The organism is Microbulbifer maximicatervae (SeqCode), from assembly GCF_056231245.1.
Genome location: NZ_CP174334.1, coordinates 116,783 through 138,046, shown reverse-complemented (window position 1 = coordinate 138,046; position 21,264 = coordinate 116,783). Strand labels below are relative to the sequence as shown.

Below are 21,264 nucleotides of genomic sequence, written 5' to 3'. Positions count from 1 at the left end.
TTAATTAATCGGGAGCAATGCTGCCATCAATATCTGTATAGTTCTGATGGCGCTCAACTCCTAAATATCCAATATATCTATCCCGTATCTCACGCACATAATTAACTGGCTCCCTGCCGCGCACGTAACCAAAACGACTATCGCGATAGTATTCAGGCTGGGACAACAGCAACATGGCCTCTTCAACATGGCCAAACCACTGGTTAGGGTCCCACTCCAGTCGTCGGGCTAACGCTCTGGCATCCCTGACATGACCGTGACCCGCATTATATGCAGCCAGGGTAAAATAGATCTTCTGCTCTAGGGGTATATTTTCAGGAAAACGTTTATCCAGCCACCCCAAATAAGATACACCTGCGCGGATACCGTTTTCAGGATCATACAAATTCTTAACTCCCATCTGTCGTGCTGTCCGCGGTAATACCTGCATCAAGCCCTGAGCACCGGCAAAGGAGCGAGCTTGGGGGTTAAATTGACTCTCCTGGTACATCTGCGCAACCACCATACGCCAATCCCGATCGGTAGCCTCAGTATATTTCTTTACTATGGGATCAAAGGGCGATAGTTCATCAGTGCTGCGCAGGCGCTGCCCTTGATGTCGGAGGATACGCTTTTGTTCCTTGAAATATTTATTGTAAGTAACGTTAAAGAACAGGTCCCGATTGTGCTTGTTCAGAAAGTTATTCAGTTGTTCCAGTAATACCGGCTGGCCAGTTCGAACGGCCCAGGCGATATCTCGCTCCCCTGGCAACTCCCCCACTACAGTAAAGTCATCCCGGTAAGTACTCTCAATGGCGGCCAAGTGTGAGTCAACTACGGTATAGGGAAAAATACCCCTGGCTACTGCATCAATAAGAAACTCACTGGTAGCGCCTTTTAGACGATGGATCTGTAGCGGCACCATATCTTGCCCGTGCTGCTTTTCCATTATTTTGACCAGACTCTCGTGATAGCTCGTGGTGGGATTAACCACTACTGTTTGCCCAGAAAGCAGGTTCTCTGGAAGGGGTAGCTCTTTATCAGGCACCTTTGATTTTGCGGCTACTACCTGTTCCGTAACTGTCATATAAGGCTTGGAAAATGCCAATCCCTGCTGGCGGCGGGCCTCGGTAACAGTAAGGGATGCAGCAATCATGTCCCCCATTCCATCATTCAATGCCTCGACCAAATCCTGGTCCTTATCGGGCACAACCATGCTCAGGCGTAATTTATGGTCACGAGCAAACTTCCTTAGCAGATCGTAATCAAACCCCATCAACTCACCGCGCCAGATAAAGTAGGAAGCGGGGTGATTGCGAGTGAGCACCCTTAAAGTTCCGCTCTTCTTTATTGCCTGCCAATCTCTCAGTGGCTGCTCTCGGTTCTGACTGGCCAATACCAATTCTGCGGTAAAGAACTCATTCAACTCACGCCTCAAAGCGATAGCATTTTTGCGTACAGCCCAGGCGATAGGCCTGCGGGAATCGAGTTCTGTGGTGGCTGTGAGTTGCGGGTAATCAGTTAGAAGTACATCGGCCAAATTACTATCAATAATTGTCGCGGGGTATTCGCCGGCTGCTACAGCCGCGATAAGCTCGCTGGCTGCAACCGGCTTATCGAGGTAAGTGATCCTGTAATTTTCCCTATCGACTTGCTGCTCCAGGGTTTCAGCAAATGCACTTCCCCGCCGCAGCACGACTTGCAAGGGCACAGCCTCTTCCACCTCGAACTCTTTATGAGTAATTAGCAACTCATCAACATATTGTAATGGGCGGGTAAAACCCAGTGATAATTTGCGTTCTTCGGTGCGGGAAAAATTGGTGGCGATTACATCCCCACGTCCATCAATAACCGCCGGAATTAAATCGGAAAAGTTATCTACGTAAACCCACTGAGGCTTTAATCCCCGGCTACGAGCAAAATTTTCCGCAAGTTTTCGCCACTCTGTTGCAGGTAGTCCTTCTCGTGGTAAGGCGCTCTCCTGGGGGCCCCTTGGGGCCAACAGGCGTAATACACCTCGCTCTAACAAGGCTGGCAAATCTCCCTGCTCTACATAATTTTCAAATTGTGGCTTTGCGGGCTGTTTATTCTGCGGCGTTGGTATCGGTTGTTGGGGAGATTCCGTTAAAACCTTTGAGTTTTCTACAACAGGATCTCTATTACTCTCGCATGCGGCAAGCAGCAATATTAAGACAAATAGCGGAAATATAACGAAAAACCGTTTTCTGCTCACAGTGCACCCTTTCTTATTCTATGAGAAGCATTACCCTTAACGCGCTCGCTATGCTTCACAATATGGAATTGCCGCTGTTACAGAAATCGTACCAGTTTGCAGGGAAATTATCCCCTAAAAAAAAGCCCGGCAAAGTCAATTGCCGGGCAAATATACGTTGGCGAATGTCGGATGTCTCTTACACAGAGTGACAAGCCTTTTTTATTCAGTGAGCGCTCTTATGGTTGCTATGATGACTTGGGTTTGCCCTTCAGCTCTGCCAACCTCATTTTTATTTCTTTGTTCTGCTCCTCGTCTGGAAGCTCGAACATCAGCGGCTTCGCCACTCGGGCAAAATACTCCGCATCTTTCTTTTGGTAGAGCTCTTCTGCCAGCCACTGGGCAATATGCAGCTCACGGGGGGCACGCTTGTAAGCCTGCTCCAGCTTTTCCAGATATTCCTCTCGGGGGTAATCCAGCATCTCCATAGCCATCGCCAGGCCAAACCAGTGAGATGCATTTTTCGGTTCTTCCTTCACCAGGAAGTCGAACTCCTCCCGCGCCATTTTCAGGCTGCGAAGATCCCGCTTACTACCGGGCGCCACCGCCTGCTGATTAACCGTTAACCAGGCATGGGCACTCAAGTACCAGAGCTGGCCCCGGTCCTTAGTGGGGACACTGGCCAAAAGGTGGCTAGCCTGGGGGAAATTACCCAATCGCAGATCGGCACTCGCTTTAATCGCAGCCAACTCAGTACTGTAAATACCCGTGCTGTAGGCATACTCAATCAACTCATCCAAGGCCAGCAGGTTGTAACCGGACTGGGCGATAAATCCAGCCAGGATACTCACCGACTCTCTTTTGCTGAGGCGTTTAATCGTAGGGCTGGCCTCTTTAAAGTCCGCGGGGATAACGCCATTAAAATGTTCAAAGCTATCCGCCTTATAAGTGGCTACATAGGCCTTTTCGATTTCTTTCACCGACATCCCCAGCGCTTCTTCCAGGGCAAGTACTGGGTCGGCACCATCGTTATAGGCTTTGACGAAATTATCGAAATTATCCTGCTTGCCGCTTTTCATCATCAACCAGTGAGACAGAATCCAACCTCCGGCATAGACATCTGCCTTTTCGTCCGCATCGGTGTTGTACACCGTCGCGCGCAACAGGTCTTCCAGCGGCATAAGCCCGGTATACATCAGGGTCATGGCCCGTTCGCTGGGAATGGAGCCAATTTCGTAGGTGCCTTTTTCCGGGAATGACATGGTTGCCATAAATTCAGCAAACCCCTCGCTATACCAATAGGGGTAGTGGGTGGTGTTGCCGTTATAGCTCAGAAAATGGGTGTATTCGTGGAACAGGAATTCGCGCGCTTTGAGCTGCCTCTCAACGCTGCGACCATCCAGGTTTACCAGGGCATAGTTACCCTCCGCAGAGGTATCGAACAAACCGTTGGTCATATCCGCCAGCTCAACACCCACCAGGTTTGCATAGGTGTCCCGGTCTGCGGCCGCATAAATAGTTAATCGCTCGCTTTTTGGATCTGCATCGAGTAACTCCAAGGCCACTGCGCGATAGCGCTCCAGGTCTGCTACCAGACTTTTGACTGCGTTGGGATCACCATCGGTAATCACGCGAAAATTATCACTGTCGACTTCATACCAGGTCACCTCCCCCAAACCACGCGGCGCGGCGTAGGCTGAAGCGATAAATCCGAAACAAAGTACTAATAGAACAACTGAACGAGAAACCATAGTTCGGGCCACCGAGTCATTGTTGCTGAAGCCCTCCCTAGCTGATTAGCGAAGACGACACAGTACCGGTTTTCATTGATCAAAAAAAGATCAATTTGATCACAAAACAGCTTTTCGCCTGTTTTTGTGTGACTGGAAAGACACAAAATAGATAGCTATTCACAAACAGTTTTCTGCAGCAGATTGCGACATGAAGCGAGACAAACGTCTCAAATTTAGCCCTGTTTACGTACAAAACTAGGATGAACTCCTATAGTACGGGGTCGACCAAGGAGGGAATCCTGGTCAAAAAAATAATAATGATTTCATCAGATGAGAGAAAACTAATGAATACCAAGCCACTACTGGCGCTGCTTGGCGGCGCCCTAATGTCTGCTCATGCCTGGTCGGCACCGGAATATATCGCCGACGTGGATATTACTTCTTTTGACGGTACGGTCCTGGATGCGAACTTATTTATCCCGGAAACGCCTGCACCAGCAGACGGTTACCCCACCGTTATTTTTACCAACAGCTGGGGGCTGGAGAAGCACCAGTACCACTTCCAGGCCAAAGAGCTGGCAGAGAACGGCTACCTGGTGCTCAGCTACTCCACCCGGGGATTTGGGCACTCGGGAGGACTTGTTGACGTCGCAGGGGATAACAGCCTTAACGATGTGGGAGTCCTGATCGACTGGCTGGAAACCAATTACCCGGTGGGCAAGCTGGGTATGGCCGGAATTTCCTACGGCGGTGGAATTTCACTACTGAGTGCCGCTAAGCACCCTCGCGTCGATGCAGTAGCTGCGCTATCCGGTTGGGCAGATGTAGTGGAAGCTTTGTACCCCAATGAAACCGTCAACCTGGTATGGGGCACGCTGCTTGTTACTACGGCCTTCCAGAAAGAGGCCGAACTCGAGCAGGTATGGAGCAACCTGCGCGACGGCGAAAATATGGAACAGGTAATTAATTTCGGTGCTGAGCGCTCCGCAATGAGTTACGTGGACGAAATCAATCAAAACGGCACAGCGGTGTTGCTCTCAAACAATTTCGCCGACTACCTGTTTAAGCCGAATAGCATGACCGATTTCTACTCCCTGCTCGAAGGGCCCAAGAAACTCATGCTAAACCCCGGCACCCACGCGATTACCGAGACTCTTACCGGTAACAATGGCCATATCTGGTCCACCAGTTTCCGCTGGTTCAACCACCACCTTAAAGGCGAGGACAACGGGATCGACACCGAACCCAAGGTGGATATGACTGTGCGTATCAGCAATGAGCTGGAGCAATTCGAGGACTACCCGGTAACGGACGAAAGCACCACCTGGTACCTGCAGCCACGCTTTACCATGTTTAACAATGCAAAAATGGAGAGCGACAAGTACGACGGCTGGAGCTGGAGTAATGAATTCCACGGCGGCTCAGATACCTTTGCAGGCACCGGTATCCCGCTGGTTTCCGATGCACTGGAAGGCTTCGGTATCCCCGTTTACGCGCCCATGATCGCTATCAACGGCTACTACGCCATCGAGTACAAATCACCGATTCAGTGGGAAACCCTGAAGATTCGCGGCGAACCCAAACTCGAAATGTGGGTGGAACCCAGCAAAAAAGAAGTGCAACTCAACGTGCACCTCTACGATGTGGGTCCGTTGGGATTGGGGCGTCTGATAACTCACGCCCCCATTACCCTGCATTCAGACAAGTCTGGGCAAAAACAAAAGTTCGAAGTGGACTTTTTCACCACCAGCTACGATGTCCCGGTTGGCCACCGTGTAGTATTGGCCATCGATACTCAGGGTTATATCTACCAGAAGCCGGAAAATACCAATTACACCATCACAGTGCCCTACAGCAGCAGCAAGGTCTCTAGCCTGACCGTACCGCACCTGTAGGTCTCCCCACAGAAACCCGGCATCCACTGCCGGGTTTCCTCCCACCTTCCCCTCAGCCCAACTATTTGCATCGCGTAATTTTTCTCCAAAGCGGTACAATCAGCCTTTTGGCTGAGTGCTCCCCCTACCATGAAAAAGAACATCCCGCTCGCCCTGCTAACCGCGGCCCTGCTCTCAGTAGCAGGTTGTAACCCCGCAGAAAAAGCATCGGAACCAGCAAAAACCAGTACCGCCCAGGAAGTCGAGGCTAAAGGCCTCGATTTTGATAAGGCTCCCGAAGGGCGCCTGCCCGAGGGCACTACCCCCTTGGATTACCAACTGGAACTGGTGCTGGACCCTCGCAAAGACACCTTCACCGGCAAGGTGGATATCGATATCCAGCTGGCGGAAGGTGCCCGACATATTTGGCTGCATGGCAAAAACCTGGATGTGCGCGAAGTCTACGCACAGCTCGATGACGGCCGCCAGATTCCGGCCGAATACCGGGAGGTACTGGACAGTGGTGTTGCCGCAGTAGAGTTTGCGGAGAAGATCGATGCGGGCAGTTTCAAACTGCATATCGACTACAGTGCTGCATTTGATCGCAACCTGGCCGGGCTTTTTAAGGTCGAGGAACAGGGCGATGCCTATGCCCTGGCAAAATCCGAATCGATCCAGGCCCGCAAGTATTTACCCGGTTTCGACGAGCCAGGCCTGAAAGCGCCCTTTACCGTCAGCCTGACAATACCCGAAGGCTACGCAGCGATTAGCAATGGGCCCGAGCTGAAGCGCGAAGCGGCAGGTGACGGCATGGAGAAAGTCACTTTCGCCACCACACCACCGATGTCAACCTATTTGCTGTCCCTGTCAGTGGGGCCCTTTGACCAGGTTGAGCGCCCAGCCATACCGCCGAGCAAATACCGCAAAGACCCCATTCCCCTGCGCGGCTTCGCCCGTAAAGGTCGCGGTGAGGATATGAACTACATCCTCGATATCACCCCCAAAATGGTGGAGACCTTCGAGACCCAGCTGCAACGCCCCTACCCATTCAAGAAGCTGGACATTATTGCCGCCCCCCAGTGGCCCAGTGGCGCTACTGAATTGTCCGCGGCAATTACCTATCGCGAACAGCGTATCCTGGTGGGCGACAACCCGGCTCCCGGCACCCGCCTGGCTCTCGTAGAAGTTCATGCGCACGAAATTGCCCATATGTGGTTTGGCAATCAGGTCACCCCTCCCTGGTGGGACGACCTATGGCTGAAGGAAGGTTTTGCTACCTGGGGGGAGGCGCTGGCCCTCACCATTATGGAACCTGAAGAGGGGCACGACCTCAACGCAGCGACTTATGCGATCGGCGCCATGCAGCTAGACTCCCTGGCCAGCACCCGCGCCATTCGTGAGCCCATCGCGGACAACAACAATATTCGCAACGCCTACGATTCGATCACTTACTCGAAGAGCCTGGGCGTTATCCACATGGTGGACACCTATTTCGGAGCGGAAAACTTCCGCCCGGCACTGGGACGTTACCTGGAAACCTTCTCCGACAGCGTGGCCGACTCACCACCCTTCTACAAAGTGATCGGCCAGGAAACCAACACCCCGGAACTGACCGAGACTTTCCGCAGTTTTGTCGAGCAAAAAGGGGTTCCACAACTGGATATCTCCATGGACTGCAATAGCGACGGCAAGGCCTCGCTAGTGGTTCAGCAGAGCCGTTACAAGCCACTCGGCTCCCCTATCGCCGACGCCAGCGATAAATGGAGCATCCCCTTCTGCTTCAGCACCGATAGCGGCGTGCAGCAGTGCCAGATCCTGACTGAGCCAAGGGAAACCCTGGAGATTACCGGCGGTGCCTGCCCAAATTGGGTAATGCCCAATGCTCAGGGCAGCGGCTACTACCGCTGGAACCTTCCCAAGGCTCAGTGGCAGGCACTGATTAAACAATTTGCCCAGTTCTCTGCCACTGAGCAGCTGTCCATTATCGACAGCGCCTTCTCAGCTTTCGAGGCCGGCAATCTCACTGCGGCACCACTGCTGGAAGTAGTGCGCAAATCCGCAGTGGCGGACAAGCGCCAGGTGATCACCATGCCACTGCGCTACCTGCAGAAGTACCGGGATAATTACCTGGGTGAATCCCAGCGCTCTGCATTCCTGAATTTTGCCCAGAACCTGTACCTGCCGATACTAAATCGCAGCGCCAATAGCAGTGATAGCGACCAGCAGATGCTGCACAGCGACCTGCTAACCTTTATGGCGCAAGTTGCAGAAGATCCTGACTCGCGCAAGCAGTTACAAGAAATGGCAACCGCCTTTACCGGCTTTAAACAGGAACGGGATGCGAAGGCATTAAGCTCCGACCTATATCAGGCAGCCCTGAGTGTGGCAGTACAGGATGCAGGGGAGGATTTCCTCGCACACCTGATCAAAGTCCGCGCCGAGCTGGATGATCCCCGCTTTGAAAATGCCAGTGCCAATGCCATCGGTACCAGCAACAATCCCAAGCAAGTGGAAACCATTCAAGCATTAGCGCTCAGCGACGAAATGGGGCCGAGAGAATCATTTGGCCTGATCCATTACGCCCTGGCCCAACCCAGAGTTCAGGAACAGCACTGGGAGTGGCTGCAACAGAACTTTGACAAGGTAGTAGATAAGATTCCGGCCCAGATCCGCCGCCGCACCCCATCACTTGCCGCTGCCTTCTGCGATAAACAGCACCTGGGCGAACTGCAACAACTCTTTGCCCAGAAAGGTGATTTAGCTCCCGGATACCAGCGCAGCCTCGCCCAAGCCGAGGAGCGAATCCAGCTGTGTATGGCACTGGAGAAAAAAGGCAAAGCGCTAATGGGGGCATTGCCGAAGGCAGTCAATCTCGCCGCTAAACAATAAAAAACAAAAGCTGTTATCTAAATAGCAATTCGAAAAGGCCGGTATTACTAAGTAATACCGGCCTTTTTTATTACTGAGCGTATTTGAGTTAAACGGTTATGAAGAAGCAGATTTATTATGCTTGCGCAGTCGGAAAGATAACCAGATCAATGGCAGCCCCAAAATAATCGCATAGGCACCGATTACCCAGAGCAACGCCAGAGCACCAGCCCCGGGGCTGACTAAAATCGCAACTCCGAAAATCACCGAGAGAACACCAATGGCGATCAGCAGCCACTCGTTATCAATTTCCTTGCGCAGGCGAACAGCACCGACAATTTCAAAGATACCCCGCACCAGGGCCCAGGCACCGATAAAAACGACCAACACTAAAGCGGTAATCTGCGGGAAAATAAAAGTCACAATTCCCGCAGCCAAACTGATCAGCCCCGAGACAATCAACCACCACAGTGGAGTGGACTTATGCCGCCCCATCACCGCCGCAACCAGGGAAAAAATACCATCCAGGAAAGCGTAAACCCCAAAAAGTAACACCAGGGTCAACAGGGACAATCCCGGCCAGACAAAAGTCAGCACGCCAAAAATCACCGCGACAATACCGCGCAGCAAGAGTAGCCACCAGTTTGCAGACAACACCTGCAAAATAGGTCCGGTCGCCAGGGGAGGAGTGTCAGCGGACATAGAAAAGTCCCCAGGTTGAGTAACTTTCCATATTGAAGAATCCCTTACCATCAGGGAATTGAATTTTTCCCCGGCGGTTTTTAAAGGCAGCCTACGAGCGCGGCCAGGCAGTCGACTCTGCAAAGACTGTGACCGCGCCGCAGGCCACTATTTTCAGTGTAGCTCTAAACGACAATTGGGAAGTTATGCAAACTGCCCTGCGGGTCATGAAAGGAGAGGAAGGGAAAAAAACTAATAAGGCAGGAAGGAAAGAATACACTTCGCTCGGGGGACCATATGAGGCATATGGATGGCGATTATGAGCTTATAGGGGTGTATACACAGCGCATCTCGAGAGAAGTGTATTCTTTCCTTCTGACCCAAGAGTAATTTGGAGAGAACGGCAGCCCGAACGGGCTGCCGCAATAGTATAATCAGGCCAGAGCGCCGATCACACCACGCAGTTTATCCACAACAGCATCGATCTCGTGCTTCTCGATAATCAGCGGTGGGGACATACACAGGGCATCGCCAATACCGCGGGCCATCACTCCAGCTTCCCAGGCCATACCAGAGACTTTAGCTCCGTATTTCCCTTTCAGATCCTGCGGCGCGCGCAACTCAATAGCGCCCACTAAACCGTAATTGCGCACATCGATCACATTGTCCAGGTCAGCCAGGCTGTGCAAAGCATTTTCCCAATGCTGACCAATTTCACCGGCAGCGCGGGTCAACAGGCCTTCGCGCTCGTAAATATCCAAAGTCGCCATACCCGCAGCACAGGCAACCGGATGTGCTGAGTAGGTATAACCGTGGAAGAATTCCACCGCACCATCGGGAGCCGCATTCATCACGGTTTTATAAATTTCATCGCTGACAAATACCGCACTCAGGGGCACTGTGGCATTGGTAATCCCCTTTGCGGAGGTGATCATATCCGGGGTCACACCGAACTCCGTGGAGGCAAATGCAGAGCCGGTACGGCCCCAGCCAGAGATGACTTCATCAAAAATCAGCAGCAGGTCGTGCTTATCACAAATTTCCCGCAGGCGTTGCAGGTAGCCTTTGGGAGGCAGTACCACACCGCCTGCACCGGCAAACGGCTCAACAATCACAGCGGCAATCTGGTCGGCACCGTGGAAAGCTACCAGTCTCTCCAGGTCTTCAGCCAACTCAATACCGTGCTCCGGCAGGCCACGACTAAATGCATTGCGCTCAATGTCCAGGGTATGACGCATATGGTTGGCTTTCACCGGCTGGCCGAAACCCTGGTAGTTGGGAGGAATACCGCCCACAGAAATACCGCCGAAGTTTACGCCGTGATAACCCTTCTCACGGCCGATAAACATAGTGCGAGTGCCCTTGCCGCGTACACGCTGGTATTGCAGGGCAATTTTCAGGGCGCTCTCAACTGCCTCGGAACCGGAATTACCGAAGAACACATGGTCCAGGCCATCGGGAGTGTGCTTTACCAGACGCTCGGAATATTCGAAACCCAATTCGTGGCCGAAATTAAAAATAGAGCTGTAGTCGAGTGTTTTTGCCTGCTGGTAAATTGCCTCTGCAATTTCAGAACGGCAGTGACCCGCATTACTGCACCACAAACCCGCAGTCGCATCAATAACCTGGCGACCGCCTTTCTCCGTGAGATAAATCCCCTCGGCGTGCTCTACAATTCTCGGTGCAGACTTAAAGGTGCGGTTGGGGGTAAACGGCATCCAGAAAGCATCGGTTTGCATCTCAGACATAGTATTAATCTCCGCAAGTTCCCTGAAGTTTCAAACTCTTAAGTAGGGGAGCCACAGGCTCCCGAAAATCGGTTCGGGCGCTTGTCACCTAGGACAAGCGCAGGCCAGTTGTGTTCAGACCGGGACTCAGGCCCCGAAACAGCAATATTTGGTCTCGTAAAATTCGGCCATACCCTCGACACCGCCCTCGCGGCCAATACCGGACTCTTTAACACCACCGAAGGGTGCCACAGTGGTGGAGAAAACCCCGGTGTTACAGGCAATCATGCCGTAATCGAGCGCCTCTACCACACGATTGGCTCGGCGAATGTTTTCACTCATCACGTAAGCCGCCAAGCCGTAGGGCGTTTCATTCGCACGGCGAACCACATCTTCCTCATCGGAAAACTTCTGTACCGCCGCCAGAGGGCCAAAAATTTCCTCCTGGGCGATACGCATGGTATCGGTAACTCCAGTGAGGATGGTTGGCGCAAAAAAGTTATCGCCATTGGCCAGCTGCTCACCGCCAATTTCAATTTTTGCTCCGGCCTCAACCGCATCCTGTACCAGCCCTTGAACCCGGTCCACAGCCCTGCGGAAGATCATCGGGCCCATATTGACCCCTTCCTCGGTAGCGTGGCCGATCTTCAGGGCGGCAACCTGCTCGCGCAGCTTTTCCACAAACTCATCGTGCACGGATTCGTGCACGTAAATACGATTGGTGGCCACGCACACCTGGCCAGCATTGCGGAATTTGGTCGCCATACAGGCGCTGACTGCGGTATCCATATCCGCATCGTCAAATACGATAAACGGCGCGTTGCCGCCGAGCTCCATGGACATTTTTTTCACGGTGCTGGCACACTGGGACATCAACAGCTTGCCCACAGCAGTGGAGCCGGTGAAGGTGAATTTGGCCACACGGGGATCTTGGGTCAGAACCTTGCCAATTCCCGGAGAATCACTGCCGGTAACTACATTGATAGTCCCCTTGGGCAGGCCCGCTTCTTCCGCCAATTGACACAGCGCCAGAGCAGATAGTGGCGTCTCCAGGGCCGGTTTGATCACCACAGTACAGCCCGCCGCCAGTGCCGGACCCGCCTTGCGGGTGATCATGGCGTTGGGGAAGTTCCAGGGAGTAATACAGGACACCACGCCCACCGGCTGGCGGATGGTATTCAGGCGCATGGCCGGGTTGTGGGTCGGGATTGTCTGGCCGTAGGCCCGGCGGCACTCTTCCGCGAACCACTCAATAAAGGAAGCCCCGTAGATAATCTCACCTTTCGCTTCCGCTACCGGCTTGCCCTGCTCCAGGCTAAGGATCATTGCCAGGTCATCGCTGTTATCCACGATCAGCTGGTACCAGCGCTTGAGCACCGCAGCTCTCTCACCAGCTGTACGGCGGCTCCATGCCGGGAAGGCTTCACTGGCAGCCGCCACTGCCGCCTCGGCATCCTCTGTGGTACCGTCGGCCACACGGCCCAGCAACTCACCATTTGCCGGGTCACATACATCTACAGTGGCGGCAGCGTCACGCCATTCGCCCGCTATATAGTTCTGAAATTTCAACAGGTCCGAATTTGCAAGTTTCACAGGAAAATTCCTAGTAAATAGATGTTATTAGTAGTATGCGGCGATTCTGGCCGCAGCTGACTGAGGAGAATAGTAGTATTTTTCCAACTAAAGTTTATATTTATCAAACTTTAATTATATCTACAGCCAGAAACCATCTCAGCGCCCCAGGAAGTGCAGCTATGAGCAAAACCAAAAACGCCCTGGGAGGCCGCCTCAGCGATATGGATTTGCGCCTGTTGCGCGTCTTCCGCGAGGTTGTGCACGCCGGAGGCATCACCCCTGCCGAAGTCACCCTGAATATCAGCCGCTCCACGATCAGTGTGCATATCTCCGACCTGGAGACACGGCTGGGTATGCAGTTGTGCTTGCGCTCTCGAGGCAGGGCCGACTTCAAACTGACCCCGGAGGGGGAGGCCTTGTATCGGGCTATTTTGGAGCTCGATGGGCACCTGGATACCTTCAAAAGCCAGGTCAATGCAATCCAATCCCAACTCACCGGTACCCTGCGCCTGGTAATGCCCGACGATGTATTGGAAATACCGCAACTGAACTTGCCCGGAACTATCACCCAACTGCGTGAGAAGGCCCCGCAACTCCACCTGGAAGTACAACTGGCCGCCCCTCAGGAACTCGAGCTGGAAATCCTCGCAGGCCGCGCCGATATCGGTATCAACCCCCTGCACTCACGCCGACCGGGGCTGGAGTACCAACCCCTGTTTTATCACCAATCGATTCTCTATTGCAGTAACAGCCACCCCTGTGCCCAGGTGTCAGCTATTGATGAGGAGCTACTCACCCTGCAGGAGTTAGCTGCGCCCAGTCATACTGTTCTCTCTGGTGCGGCGCACCTGTATCGATTGTTTCCCAAGCGATCCACAGCCAACCATATGGCGGCCAGGTTGGCGATGATACTTTCTGGATGCTTTGTGGGTTTCCTACCGGAATACCTGGCCCGCAGATATGTCGGGGAAGGAACCCTGCTCCCCCTGCTACCGGAGAAGTTTCACTACCAAATACAAAATGCTGTCACCTTCAAAAAAAGTGCAACAACTCATCCCGCTGTGCAGCTTTTTTTGGAAGCCTTGCAAATCAATAGACAGATATAGCCACTGCTGTTTATCCCTGGTGATACTGAAATAATCGAGTCAAGAATCCAGTAAATAGAGAGATAAGCATTTTAAAAATTACCAACTACTTATGATCGGTCCTTTATTGTGGAAATTGTCATAATAATTAAATAAATTTAAACATAAAAACACAACCAAAAAGTAAATCATCTGTAACTTAATGCGCCACAGTGGTAATCTCCTCCTCCAATAGAATTACAGGGATAACCCGTGATAGATTTTAAAAACTCACCAGTATTTAAACTCAAGCCTATAGATATCTCTGAATCCAGGGATGACTTTAATAAGTTCCTGATCGAGGGGGAATTTATTTTTGCAGGTTTTAAAACTATTCGCGATCAGGTAGTTTTCACCAACAAACGCATTATTGCCGCCAATGTTCAGGGTATCACCGGCTCAAAAGTAGATTACACCTCTTTACCTTTCAGTAAGATCCAAGCATTTTCTGTTGAGACCGCTGGTACTTTTGATCTGGACTGTGAAATAGAAGTTTATTTAAGCGAGATCGGCAAGGTAAGGTTCGAAATAAGAGGTTCTTTCGATCTTATTCAGTTCAACAAATATATCAGCCAATACATATTGGACTGATATCAATCCTTAGTAAATACACAAAATAACTGGGGCTCAGCAGCTCCCACAACTTTATCAATCAACCCGATAATAGAGAGGGATGTCCATGTCGCAAATCTGGTTAGAAAGCCTAATTACTGAAAATGCACAACAAGGCTTTGAACTTGCAATGAAACTATCCAGGATGGGAGTTAAGTATACCCAGCCTTCAGATGAAGTACGGGGTAAGCTGAGGTCCGCCTATGAGGAAAATGCAGACAGCCTGATCGCCTCCTCACAGGTTGTTGCCATTAATTTCCAAACTGTTGCAGCAGCCAATAATTACTGGCGCGGCTAAAGGGTTAAGAATGCATTATCTTTGTAGAACGGGTAACGCATTCGAGGTAGCCTCTGAATAACTCCGTAATGCCTCTGCGGGCCTTGAAGGCTGCAGATGTTAGGCGCAGCTCGCCGCGAATGGCCGTAGCCCTTGGCAAGAGCTGCAACGCAGCAGCTGTAGCCTTCAAGGCCCGCCCTTCGGGGCTCGCAGAGCGATTCACACTCCGCGTTGCGACTTCTTGAAAGGTCTAGACATTCCTGCGAAGCCGCGTCTTGATTGTGAACCGCTTTGCAAGCCAGAGGTATCACGCAGTTATTCAGAGGCTCCCTAAATCTGCAAACATTCAAACAATTTCCCTTCATCTCCTCCTCAATAATTTATGGCCTTTTTGTGCTACAAACACTCTGATTCTGTACTAAAAATTAGCCATAACTATAGGTAGCTGCAAGATCGTCATATTCACTGTTGACGCTCTCGACCTTATTGATATTTATAAACATCGAGATACCGTCTTTGGCACAAGATAGATTAACTCAACGACCAGTAATATTGCGCCTCAAATGGGAAGATGTATGAGATGGAATACAATGACGATGAAAAGTACTTAATTAAACTTTGGGAAACCCATACCGAGGCCGAATTCGATCTAAAAGATGCCGACGCCGCAATTGCTACCATGACAGAAAATCCCGTATTAATTCATGTACCGGTTAATACCGGCGCAACGGGAAAAGAACCCTTACGAAAATTTTATAGGGATATATTTATTCCTCAAATGCCAGCGGATATAAATTTACAGCTTCTTTCCCGCACCGTGGGCAAAGACAGCCTAGTGGATGAGTTTATTCTTCACTTTACCCATTCTATTCGTATGGATTGGTTCGCACCTGGTATCGAAGCAACAGGGAAGAAGCTATCAGTCCCCCATGTGGGAATTATTAGCTTCTCCAATAGAAAAATCTGTTCTGAGCATATTTACTGGGACCAAGCGACTGTCTTGGATCAATTGGGTATATTGCAGTCAGGTCTACCGGTAACAGGAAGTAGTCAATGTCATCGTTTGCTGAATAGTAATGCTCCGGCAAATGAGCTGATACCGTAACCTTCATACCCAACGGGTAAAATCCAAGCCAACGCCCAGACTGACCAGTTGGTCATGTATAGGCCGAGGAAAGTATCCATAACTGAATCTAAAAGGTGAGGACTTGCGTCTAACTACTATAATTTAAATAAATGATATAGCGATTAGGATTTACGGTAACATCAGTAGATTACCGTTTTCACTAATAAATTTTACCGAATTGGTAGGGGTAGTTATGCGAACACTTGGAAATTTCCTCTGGTTTATCTTTGGTGGTGTCTTTATGGGACTCTGCTGGTGGTTTTGCTCGCTGATTGCCTTTATCAGTATTATTGGTATTCCCTGGGGAAGAGCCTGCTTTGTAATCGGCAAATTTTCTTTTTTCCCCTTCGGCAAGGAGGCAATTTCCCGAGAAGAACTCACCCTGCGCGGTGATATTGGGACAAGTGGCTTTGGTTTAGTCGGAAATATTATCTGGTTCCTATTGGCTGGCATCTGGCTCGCTATTGGCCACCTTCTGCATGCTATTGCCTGTTTCATTACCATTATTGGAATACCTTTTGGTTTGCAGCACCTTAAGCTTGCAGCAATTTCACTCTCTCCGATAGGTAAGACTATTGTCAGCAAGGAAGTAGCCCATTCCGCTAAAATGCGTAATGCAGATGTTGAAGTGACCAGATTAAGAAGTGGTACTTAAGTAAACATACATTAACAATGATACCGTACCAACTTGGGGCTATTAATAAAATAGCCCCGAGCTCTCAAGCCTCATCGTATTAACTCGACCATAAAAACTTTCAGATCAGAAAAATCACTCTATTAATTTTGTTATAAGTAGATACGATTAATTTATAGTATTCAATTTTGAATCCATACATTAATATCAAATTCAGAGCTATTCATTTCGTACGGCAATTAGGCAACCTATAGAAACTAAATAATAAAATAAGGATATTTAATGAAAAACATAGCAAGACAAATCTCTGGCTCAATTATACTTTCTTTGGGGCTTATTGGCCTGGATGCCTATGCGGATCCAGTAAAAAATACAGAGCCCGCACAGGTTATGCTTTTTGGTAGTTTTCATTTTAGCAACCCCGGTAAGGATATGGTGAAAACACAAGTTATTAATGTTTATACCGAAGAAAATCAAAACTATTTGGAAGACTTATCCTCACGGATTGCCACTGACTCACCAACACATGTTCTTCTGGAATGTCACACCAATGACGAAAGCAAAATGAACCTTCGCTTTGCCAAATATATTAAAGGTGAGCATAAGTTAAATATAGGAGAAAGCGAACAACTGGGATTTAGGGTAGCCAAGAAGGCGGGCCTATCAAAAGTAAATTGCTATGATTCGGATCAGGATCTTCCTTACGGCGAGCTTTTATCCTATCTGGAGAAGAGTTCTCCCGAGAGGAAAAAGTTGATAGATGATTACCTTGAAGCCTGGGGAAAACGCTTCAATGACTTGTATGCCTCATCAACCTTGGAGCAAGCTCTTGATAAACACAATGACCCCGCCGAAGACAAAGTAAACCTAGGCTCCTATATAATGCTCAATGACGTTGGCCAAGGTGATAACTTTATCGGTGCCGATCTATCCTCCAAATGGTGGTCCAGAAACTTCCGTATGTATGCCAATATCCAAGCCGTCGCCCAACCGGGTACCAAAGTTTTCGTTCTCGGTGGACAGGGGCATAGCTCTATAATGAGACCGATGCTCGAATTGGATGATCAACGTGAAACCTGGGATGTCCGCAGTTATTTCTAAAAAAGGCTCAACACCAAAGTCAGCCCCTTAGGGGGAGGAGCCCTGCCACTGGTTTTATAGATAGAGTAGAACTTTATCTACACCCCAAAGGCAGGGCGCTATGGATATTTATAAGATCTTATTATTCGGTATTCTTTTCAGTCTAATACCACCGTGTACAGCTGAAGAAGCTCCTAAAGAAATACAAGTATCGGCAGGAAAGCTTGAAACACTGCCCTCCCTGACACTGGAAGGGCTTGCTGAACGCCCTATTCGTGTATGGCTGCCTGATCAATATCCCACACAGAAACCCTATGCCGTCCTTTATATGCACGATGGACAGATGCTGTTCGACAGTATAACCACCTGGAATGGTCAGGAGTGGGGCATGGATGAAGTCGCCTCTCGGTTAATAGCAGAAAAGAAGGTACGTCCCTTCATAGTTGTCGCTATCGATAACATTGAGACACTTCGCCACGGTGACTACTTCCCCCAGAAAGCTCGGAGTTTTTTGCCTAAAGAAGCTTCACAGGTCCAACATCCATTTAACCAAGTCGAATTGCGTGGAGATCTTTACTTACAATTTTTGGTGACCAAGGTTAAACCCTATATTGATAGTCATTACGCTGTGAGTGGTGATCCCAGCGACACCTTTATTGCCGGCGCGAGTATGGGGGGATTAATATCACTCTATGCGGTCACAGAGTACCCCGAAGTGTTCTCTACGGCTGCAGCTATATCCACCCATTGGCCAGGGATTAACCCCGACGACAAACTACCGATAGCTGAGGCTATTCGCGACTATCTAGAGGCAAATTTACCTAAGCCTGGAAGTCACCGATTTTATTTTGACCATGGTACAGAAACCCTGGATGCTTATTACCCACCTCTGCAACGGACTGTGGATAAAATCATGCGCCAGAAAGGGTATTCCTCTTCAAATTGGCAAACCCAAGTATTTGAGGGTCATGCCCATGATGAGAAATCATGGAATTCTAGACTCGATGAAATATTAATATTTCTATTTGGAAACCCTCAAACAGACGCTTAAATTACTTTTCTATTTCAGATGCCGGCGTCTATATAAATAAAAGACATAGTTGCCGGCATTCCAACTTATCCCTTAAGACTACTTTGCTACTTTGTGGCATCCAACAATAGTTCTGCAACTACACTTCTCTATCAATCTCCCAATAGTTTTTGGCAGACAAATAACTATTGCGATTGAAGCTTTTTCTAACGCATCACTTCTCCTGCGACAAGAATGAAACGTAAAAGTCGAACTGTTCTTTTAATACCTGGAATTTTTGATCGAGGAACCTCCTTACTTAGAATGCAGCACGAATTAGCTGCCGAAAATTATGACGTACACTATATCCACCTACGCTATAACTCCGGCTGGCATGGTATGGAACACCTTTCGTCCCAGCTTCTCGCAAAATTGGAGCATATCGTAGATAAAGAAACTACCTGTACCCTGGTGGGATTCAGCATGGGAGGGATAATCGCTCGGTATTATTTACAATCCCTTAATGGTTTGGAGCGGGTGCATAAATTTATATCAATTTCCTCTCCCCACCATGGTAGTTACTGGGCAAACTTTCTTCCTTACAAAGGTGGGAAACAATTGCGGATCGGCAGTGATTTTTTACGCGCGTTGAACTTGGGCATTCAAAAATTGGAGGTTACCGAGCCGGCTTCAATCTGGACACCCTATGACATAACCATTATACCCCATAGTAGTGCTATCCTGGGCTTGGGAACATCCTACAAAGTTCCAGTGATACTACATCGAATGATGCCGCTAAGTAGCAAGGTAATTTCATTACTAAAACAGGAAATTAAATCAGGATTGGATTAAGAAGCTCACTGACAGAAACTAGCTTTAATTTTATGAGTTTAACGAGAAGTAAGGCATGGACAGCCCAGAAGAAAAAACTTCGATTACAGATAAGGCAATTCACAACTACTATCGAAAATTTGAAAGCCTGATTGCCTTAATTTTGACTTTTATTATTGTTGTAATCGTAATAGTCGCGATCAGTCGATTGGGATATTCTGTATACAATATGTTACTGGTGGGCATGCAGGACCCTCTGGACCACAAAGTATTTCAAACAATATTTGGCGAGATTATTACTTTACTGATTGCACTGGAATTTAGCCATACACTTCAATATGTAGTTACACGTCAACAGAGTATTATTCAAACCAAAGTTGTCGTACTTATTGCTATTTTGGCTTTATCCAGAAAATTTATTATTTTAGATCTGGATAAGGTCAATGCTGGCGAACTTTTGGGGTTATCTACTGCCACTCTCGCGCTGGGCCTTACTTACTTAATATTGAAGCTTAAAAATAGTAACTAAGGGTACTATTGCAAACCAGACAGTAATCCGAGGTGGAGGAACACCTCCACCCTCTCACTATATTAACTATCTTCACGTAGAGCGTGATGTAACCTTACCGGTGGGGTCTTACGGACTTTCTTGCTGCGCATACGCAAATTGAGGAACTCCACAGCCATTGAAAACGCCATGGCAAAGTAGATATATCCCTTAGGTACATGGACATCAAACCCTTCAACCACCAGAGTTAAGCCCACCATAATTAAGAAGGATAGTGCCAGCATTTTCACGGTAGGATGACGATCAACAAAATCCCCGATTGGTTTAGCCGCTACCAACATAACGATTACCGCCAGAATAATCGCTATTGCCATGATTGAGATCTCGTCGACCAATCCGACAGCGGTAATTACAGAATCCAAGGAAAAGACAATATCCAATAGTGCAATTTGTAGTAGCACCATCCAAAATCCCGCACTACCGAGAGAGGATGCACTCTCCTCCTCGCCCTCGAGACTATTATGAATTTCATGGGTAGCTTTAGCGATTAGGAACAGCCCTCCGCCAACCAAAATAATATCGCGACCTGAAATTTCCATGCCATAGATGCTAAATAGTGGCTCGACCAAGCCCATAATCCATACAATAGAGAAAAGCAGAGCCAACCGGGTCACCATTGCCAGGGTAAGACCAATAAAGCGCGCGGGCTCTCTCTGTTTTGGAGGCAACCGTCCAACCAAAATGGAGATAAAGATAATATTATCGATGCCCAGCACTATCTCCAGCGCCGCCAACGTGGCCAATGCTATCCAGGCCTCAGGGCTGGCTATCCATTCAAACATACGGTCTAATCCTTATATAATTTATTATTTAATAAGCCTTTAATGGACAAATACTTTATTTTTCTATTCTGGCTTTATCACTTCAAAATCTAGGTATCTTCCTCCAGCCAAGCTTTCGCCTCAGTTTCTGATTCAAATGTTCGATATTCACCACCAATAAACCAGCCACCTACTTTTCCGGCGACTTTTAGCCAGCGTTTATCTGAAAGTACGGCAACCCGGTTAAACTCCCGGCCGTATTCAATACCCAATTTAAAATCATCCCAAGCCGCCCGAGGCTCCCACCCCTCCAATTCTCGAGCATCCATAAATACGTTTATCTTTGGGTGCTCAACTTTTTCTATTGCTGCGGTCAACATTGGCACCATGGTTTCGTAATCATCATGGGTCAACTTACCACGGGCCTTCACAGTAAGGAAAATATAATCGGATTTCTGTTCCAAACCGATAGACACACCATGGGACGTAACAGTCATAAGACACCTGTAAATCTTTTACGAATTATCACTACATAATCCATACTTTAGTCATCGAAAAAGCCATAAATCTATGAGTTAAGATAACAAGAACAT

At 49.1% G+C, this 21,264-nt stretch carries 18 protein-coding genes; 11 read left to right on the top strand and 7 right to left on the bottom strand.

Features of this window, described 5'->3' with window-relative positions; translation table 11 throughout:
• Positions 1-4 precede the first annotated feature (4 nt).
• Positions 5-2,212 (bottom strand): transporter substrate-binding domain-containing protein, encoded by a 2,208-nt coding sequence (locus tag ACJJIS_RS00620; RefSeq protein WP_475709214.1) that lies wholly within the window; start codon positions 2,210-2,212, stop codon positions 5-7.
• 227 nt (positions 2,213-2,439) lie between these two features.
• Complete coding sequence (locus ACJJIS_RS00615; protein ID WP_475709213.1) at positions 2,440-3,942, bottom strand: hypothetical protein; 1,503 nt, start codon at positions 3,940-3,942, stop codon at positions 2,440-2,442.
• A 326-nt stretch (positions 3,943-4,268) separates the two neighbouring features.
• Here ACJJIS_RS00615 and ACJJIS_RS00610 point away from each other — a divergent pair, with 326 nt between their 5' ends.
• Both ACJJIS_RS00610 and ACJJIS_RS00605 read left to right on the top strand, forming a co-directional pair.
• Positions 4,269-5,819, top strand: coding sequence for a CocE/NonD family hydrolase (locus ACJJIS_RS00610; RefSeq protein ID WP_475709212.1), 1,551 nt, complete (start codon positions 4,269-4,271; stop codon positions 5,817-5,819).
• A gap of 129 nt (positions 5,820-5,948) precedes the next feature.
• Positions 5,949-8,687: a M1 family metallopeptidase gene (locus tag ACJJIS_RS00605; RefSeq protein WP_475709211.1), complete on the top strand. Its 2,739-nt coding sequence runs from the start codon at positions 5,949-5,951 to the stop codon at positions 8,685-8,687.
• A 96-nt stretch (positions 8,688-8,783) separates the two neighbouring features.
• Here ACJJIS_RS00605 and ACJJIS_RS00600 read toward each other — a convergent pair whose 3' ends face one another.
• From ACJJIS_RS00600 to ACJJIS_RS00590, 3 genes are all read right to left on the bottom strand, one after another.
• Positions 8,784-9,368: an HdeD family acid-resistance protein gene (locus tag ACJJIS_RS00600; RefSeq protein WP_475709210.1), complete on the bottom strand. Its 585-nt coding sequence runs from the start codon at positions 9,366-9,368 to the stop codon at positions 8,784-8,786.
• Between the two features lie 413 nt (positions 9,369-9,781).
• Complete coding sequence (gene aptA / locus ACJJIS_RS00595) at positions 9,782-11,095, bottom strand: omega-aminotransferase AptA (RefSeq protein WP_282930904.1); 1,314 nt, start codon at positions 11,093-11,095, stop codon at positions 9,782-9,784.
• 126 nt (positions 11,096-11,221) lie between these two features.
• Positions 11,222-12,667: an NAD-dependent succinate-semialdehyde dehydrogenase gene (locus tag ACJJIS_RS00590; RefSeq protein ID WP_444934398.1), complete on the bottom strand. Its 1,446-nt coding sequence runs from the start codon at positions 12,665-12,667 to the stop codon at positions 11,222-11,224.
• Between the two features lie 161 nt (positions 12,668-12,828).
• Here ACJJIS_RS00590 and ACJJIS_RS00585 point away from each other — a divergent pair, with 161 nt between their 5' ends.
• The 9 genes from ACJJIS_RS00585 to ACJJIS_RS00545 all read left to right on the top strand — a co-directional run bounded on the left by ACJJIS_RS00585 (position 12,829) and on the right by ACJJIS_RS00545 (position 19,871).
• The gene (locus tag ACJJIS_RS00585) at positions 12,829-13,755 is read left to right on the top strand and encodes a LysR family transcriptional regulator (protein ID WP_444934399.1); all 927 of its coding nucleotides are present in this window, start codon (positions 12,829-12,831) and stop codon (positions 13,753-13,755) included.
• A gap of 231 nt (positions 13,756-13,986) precedes the next feature.
• Complete coding sequence (locus tag ACJJIS_RS00580; protein ID WP_282930901.1) at positions 13,987-14,364, top strand: PH domain-containing protein; 378 nt, start codon at positions 13,987-13,989, stop codon at positions 14,362-14,364.
• Between the two features lie 88 nt (positions 14,365-14,452).
• Positions 14,453-14,683 (top strand): hexameric tyrosine-coordinated heme protein, encoded by a 231-nt coding sequence (locus tag ACJJIS_RS00575; RefSeq protein WP_108734816.1) that lies wholly within the window; start codon positions 14,453-14,455, stop codon positions 14,681-14,683.
• Between the two features lie 559 nt (positions 14,684-15,242).
• Complete coding sequence (locus ACJJIS_RS00570) at positions 15,243-15,767, top strand: nuclear transport factor 2 family protein (RefSeq protein WP_475709209.1); 525 nt, start codon at positions 15,243-15,245, stop codon at positions 15,765-15,767.
• Positions 15,768-15,981: 214 nt separating this feature from the next.
• Positions 15,982-16,443: a YccF domain-containing protein gene (locus ACJJIS_RS00565; protein ID WP_475709208.1), complete on the top strand. Its 462-nt coding sequence runs from the start codon at positions 15,982-15,984 to the stop codon at positions 16,441-16,443.
• 261 nt (positions 16,444-16,704) lie between these two features.
• Positions 16,705-17,523, top strand: a complete 819-nt coding sequence (locus ACJJIS_RS00560) for a DUF5694 domain-containing protein (RefSeq protein ID WP_475709207.1) — start codon at positions 16,705-16,707, stop codon at positions 17,521-17,523.
• A 100-nt stretch (positions 17,524-17,623) separates the two neighbouring features.
• Positions 17,624-18,553: an alpha/beta hydrolase gene (locus ACJJIS_RS00555; protein WP_475709206.1), complete on the top strand. Its 930-nt coding sequence runs from the start codon at positions 17,624-17,626 to the stop codon at positions 18,551-18,553.
• 213 nt (positions 18,554-18,766) lie between these two features.
• Positions 18,767-19,363, top strand: coding sequence for a lipase family alpha/beta hydrolase (locus tag ACJJIS_RS00550; protein ID WP_475709205.1), 597 nt, complete (start codon positions 18,767-18,769; stop codon positions 19,361-19,363).
• A 55-nt stretch (positions 19,364-19,418) separates the two neighbouring features.
• On the top strand, positions 19,419-19,871 hold the full coding sequence (locus tag ACJJIS_RS00545) for a phosphate-starvation-inducible PsiE family protein (RefSeq protein ID WP_282930894.1): 453 nt from the start codon (positions 19,419-19,421) through the stop codon (positions 19,869-19,871).
• 62 nt (positions 19,872-19,933) lie between these two features.
• Here the strand turns inward: ACJJIS_RS00545 and ACJJIS_RS00540 are convergent, their stop codons facing one another.
• A complete protein-coding gene (locus tag ACJJIS_RS00540) occupies positions 19,934-20,692 on the bottom strand; it encodes a TerC family protein (RefSeq protein WP_444892256.1) in 759 nt (252 codons plus the stop codon).
• Between the two features lie 89 nt (positions 20,693-20,781).
• On the bottom strand, positions 20,782-21,168 hold the full coding sequence (locus tag ACJJIS_RS00535; protein WP_475709204.1) for a SpoIIAA family protein: 387 nt from the start codon (positions 21,166-21,168) through the stop codon (positions 20,782-20,784).
• Between the last annotated feature and the right edge of the window lie 96 nt (positions 21,169-21,264).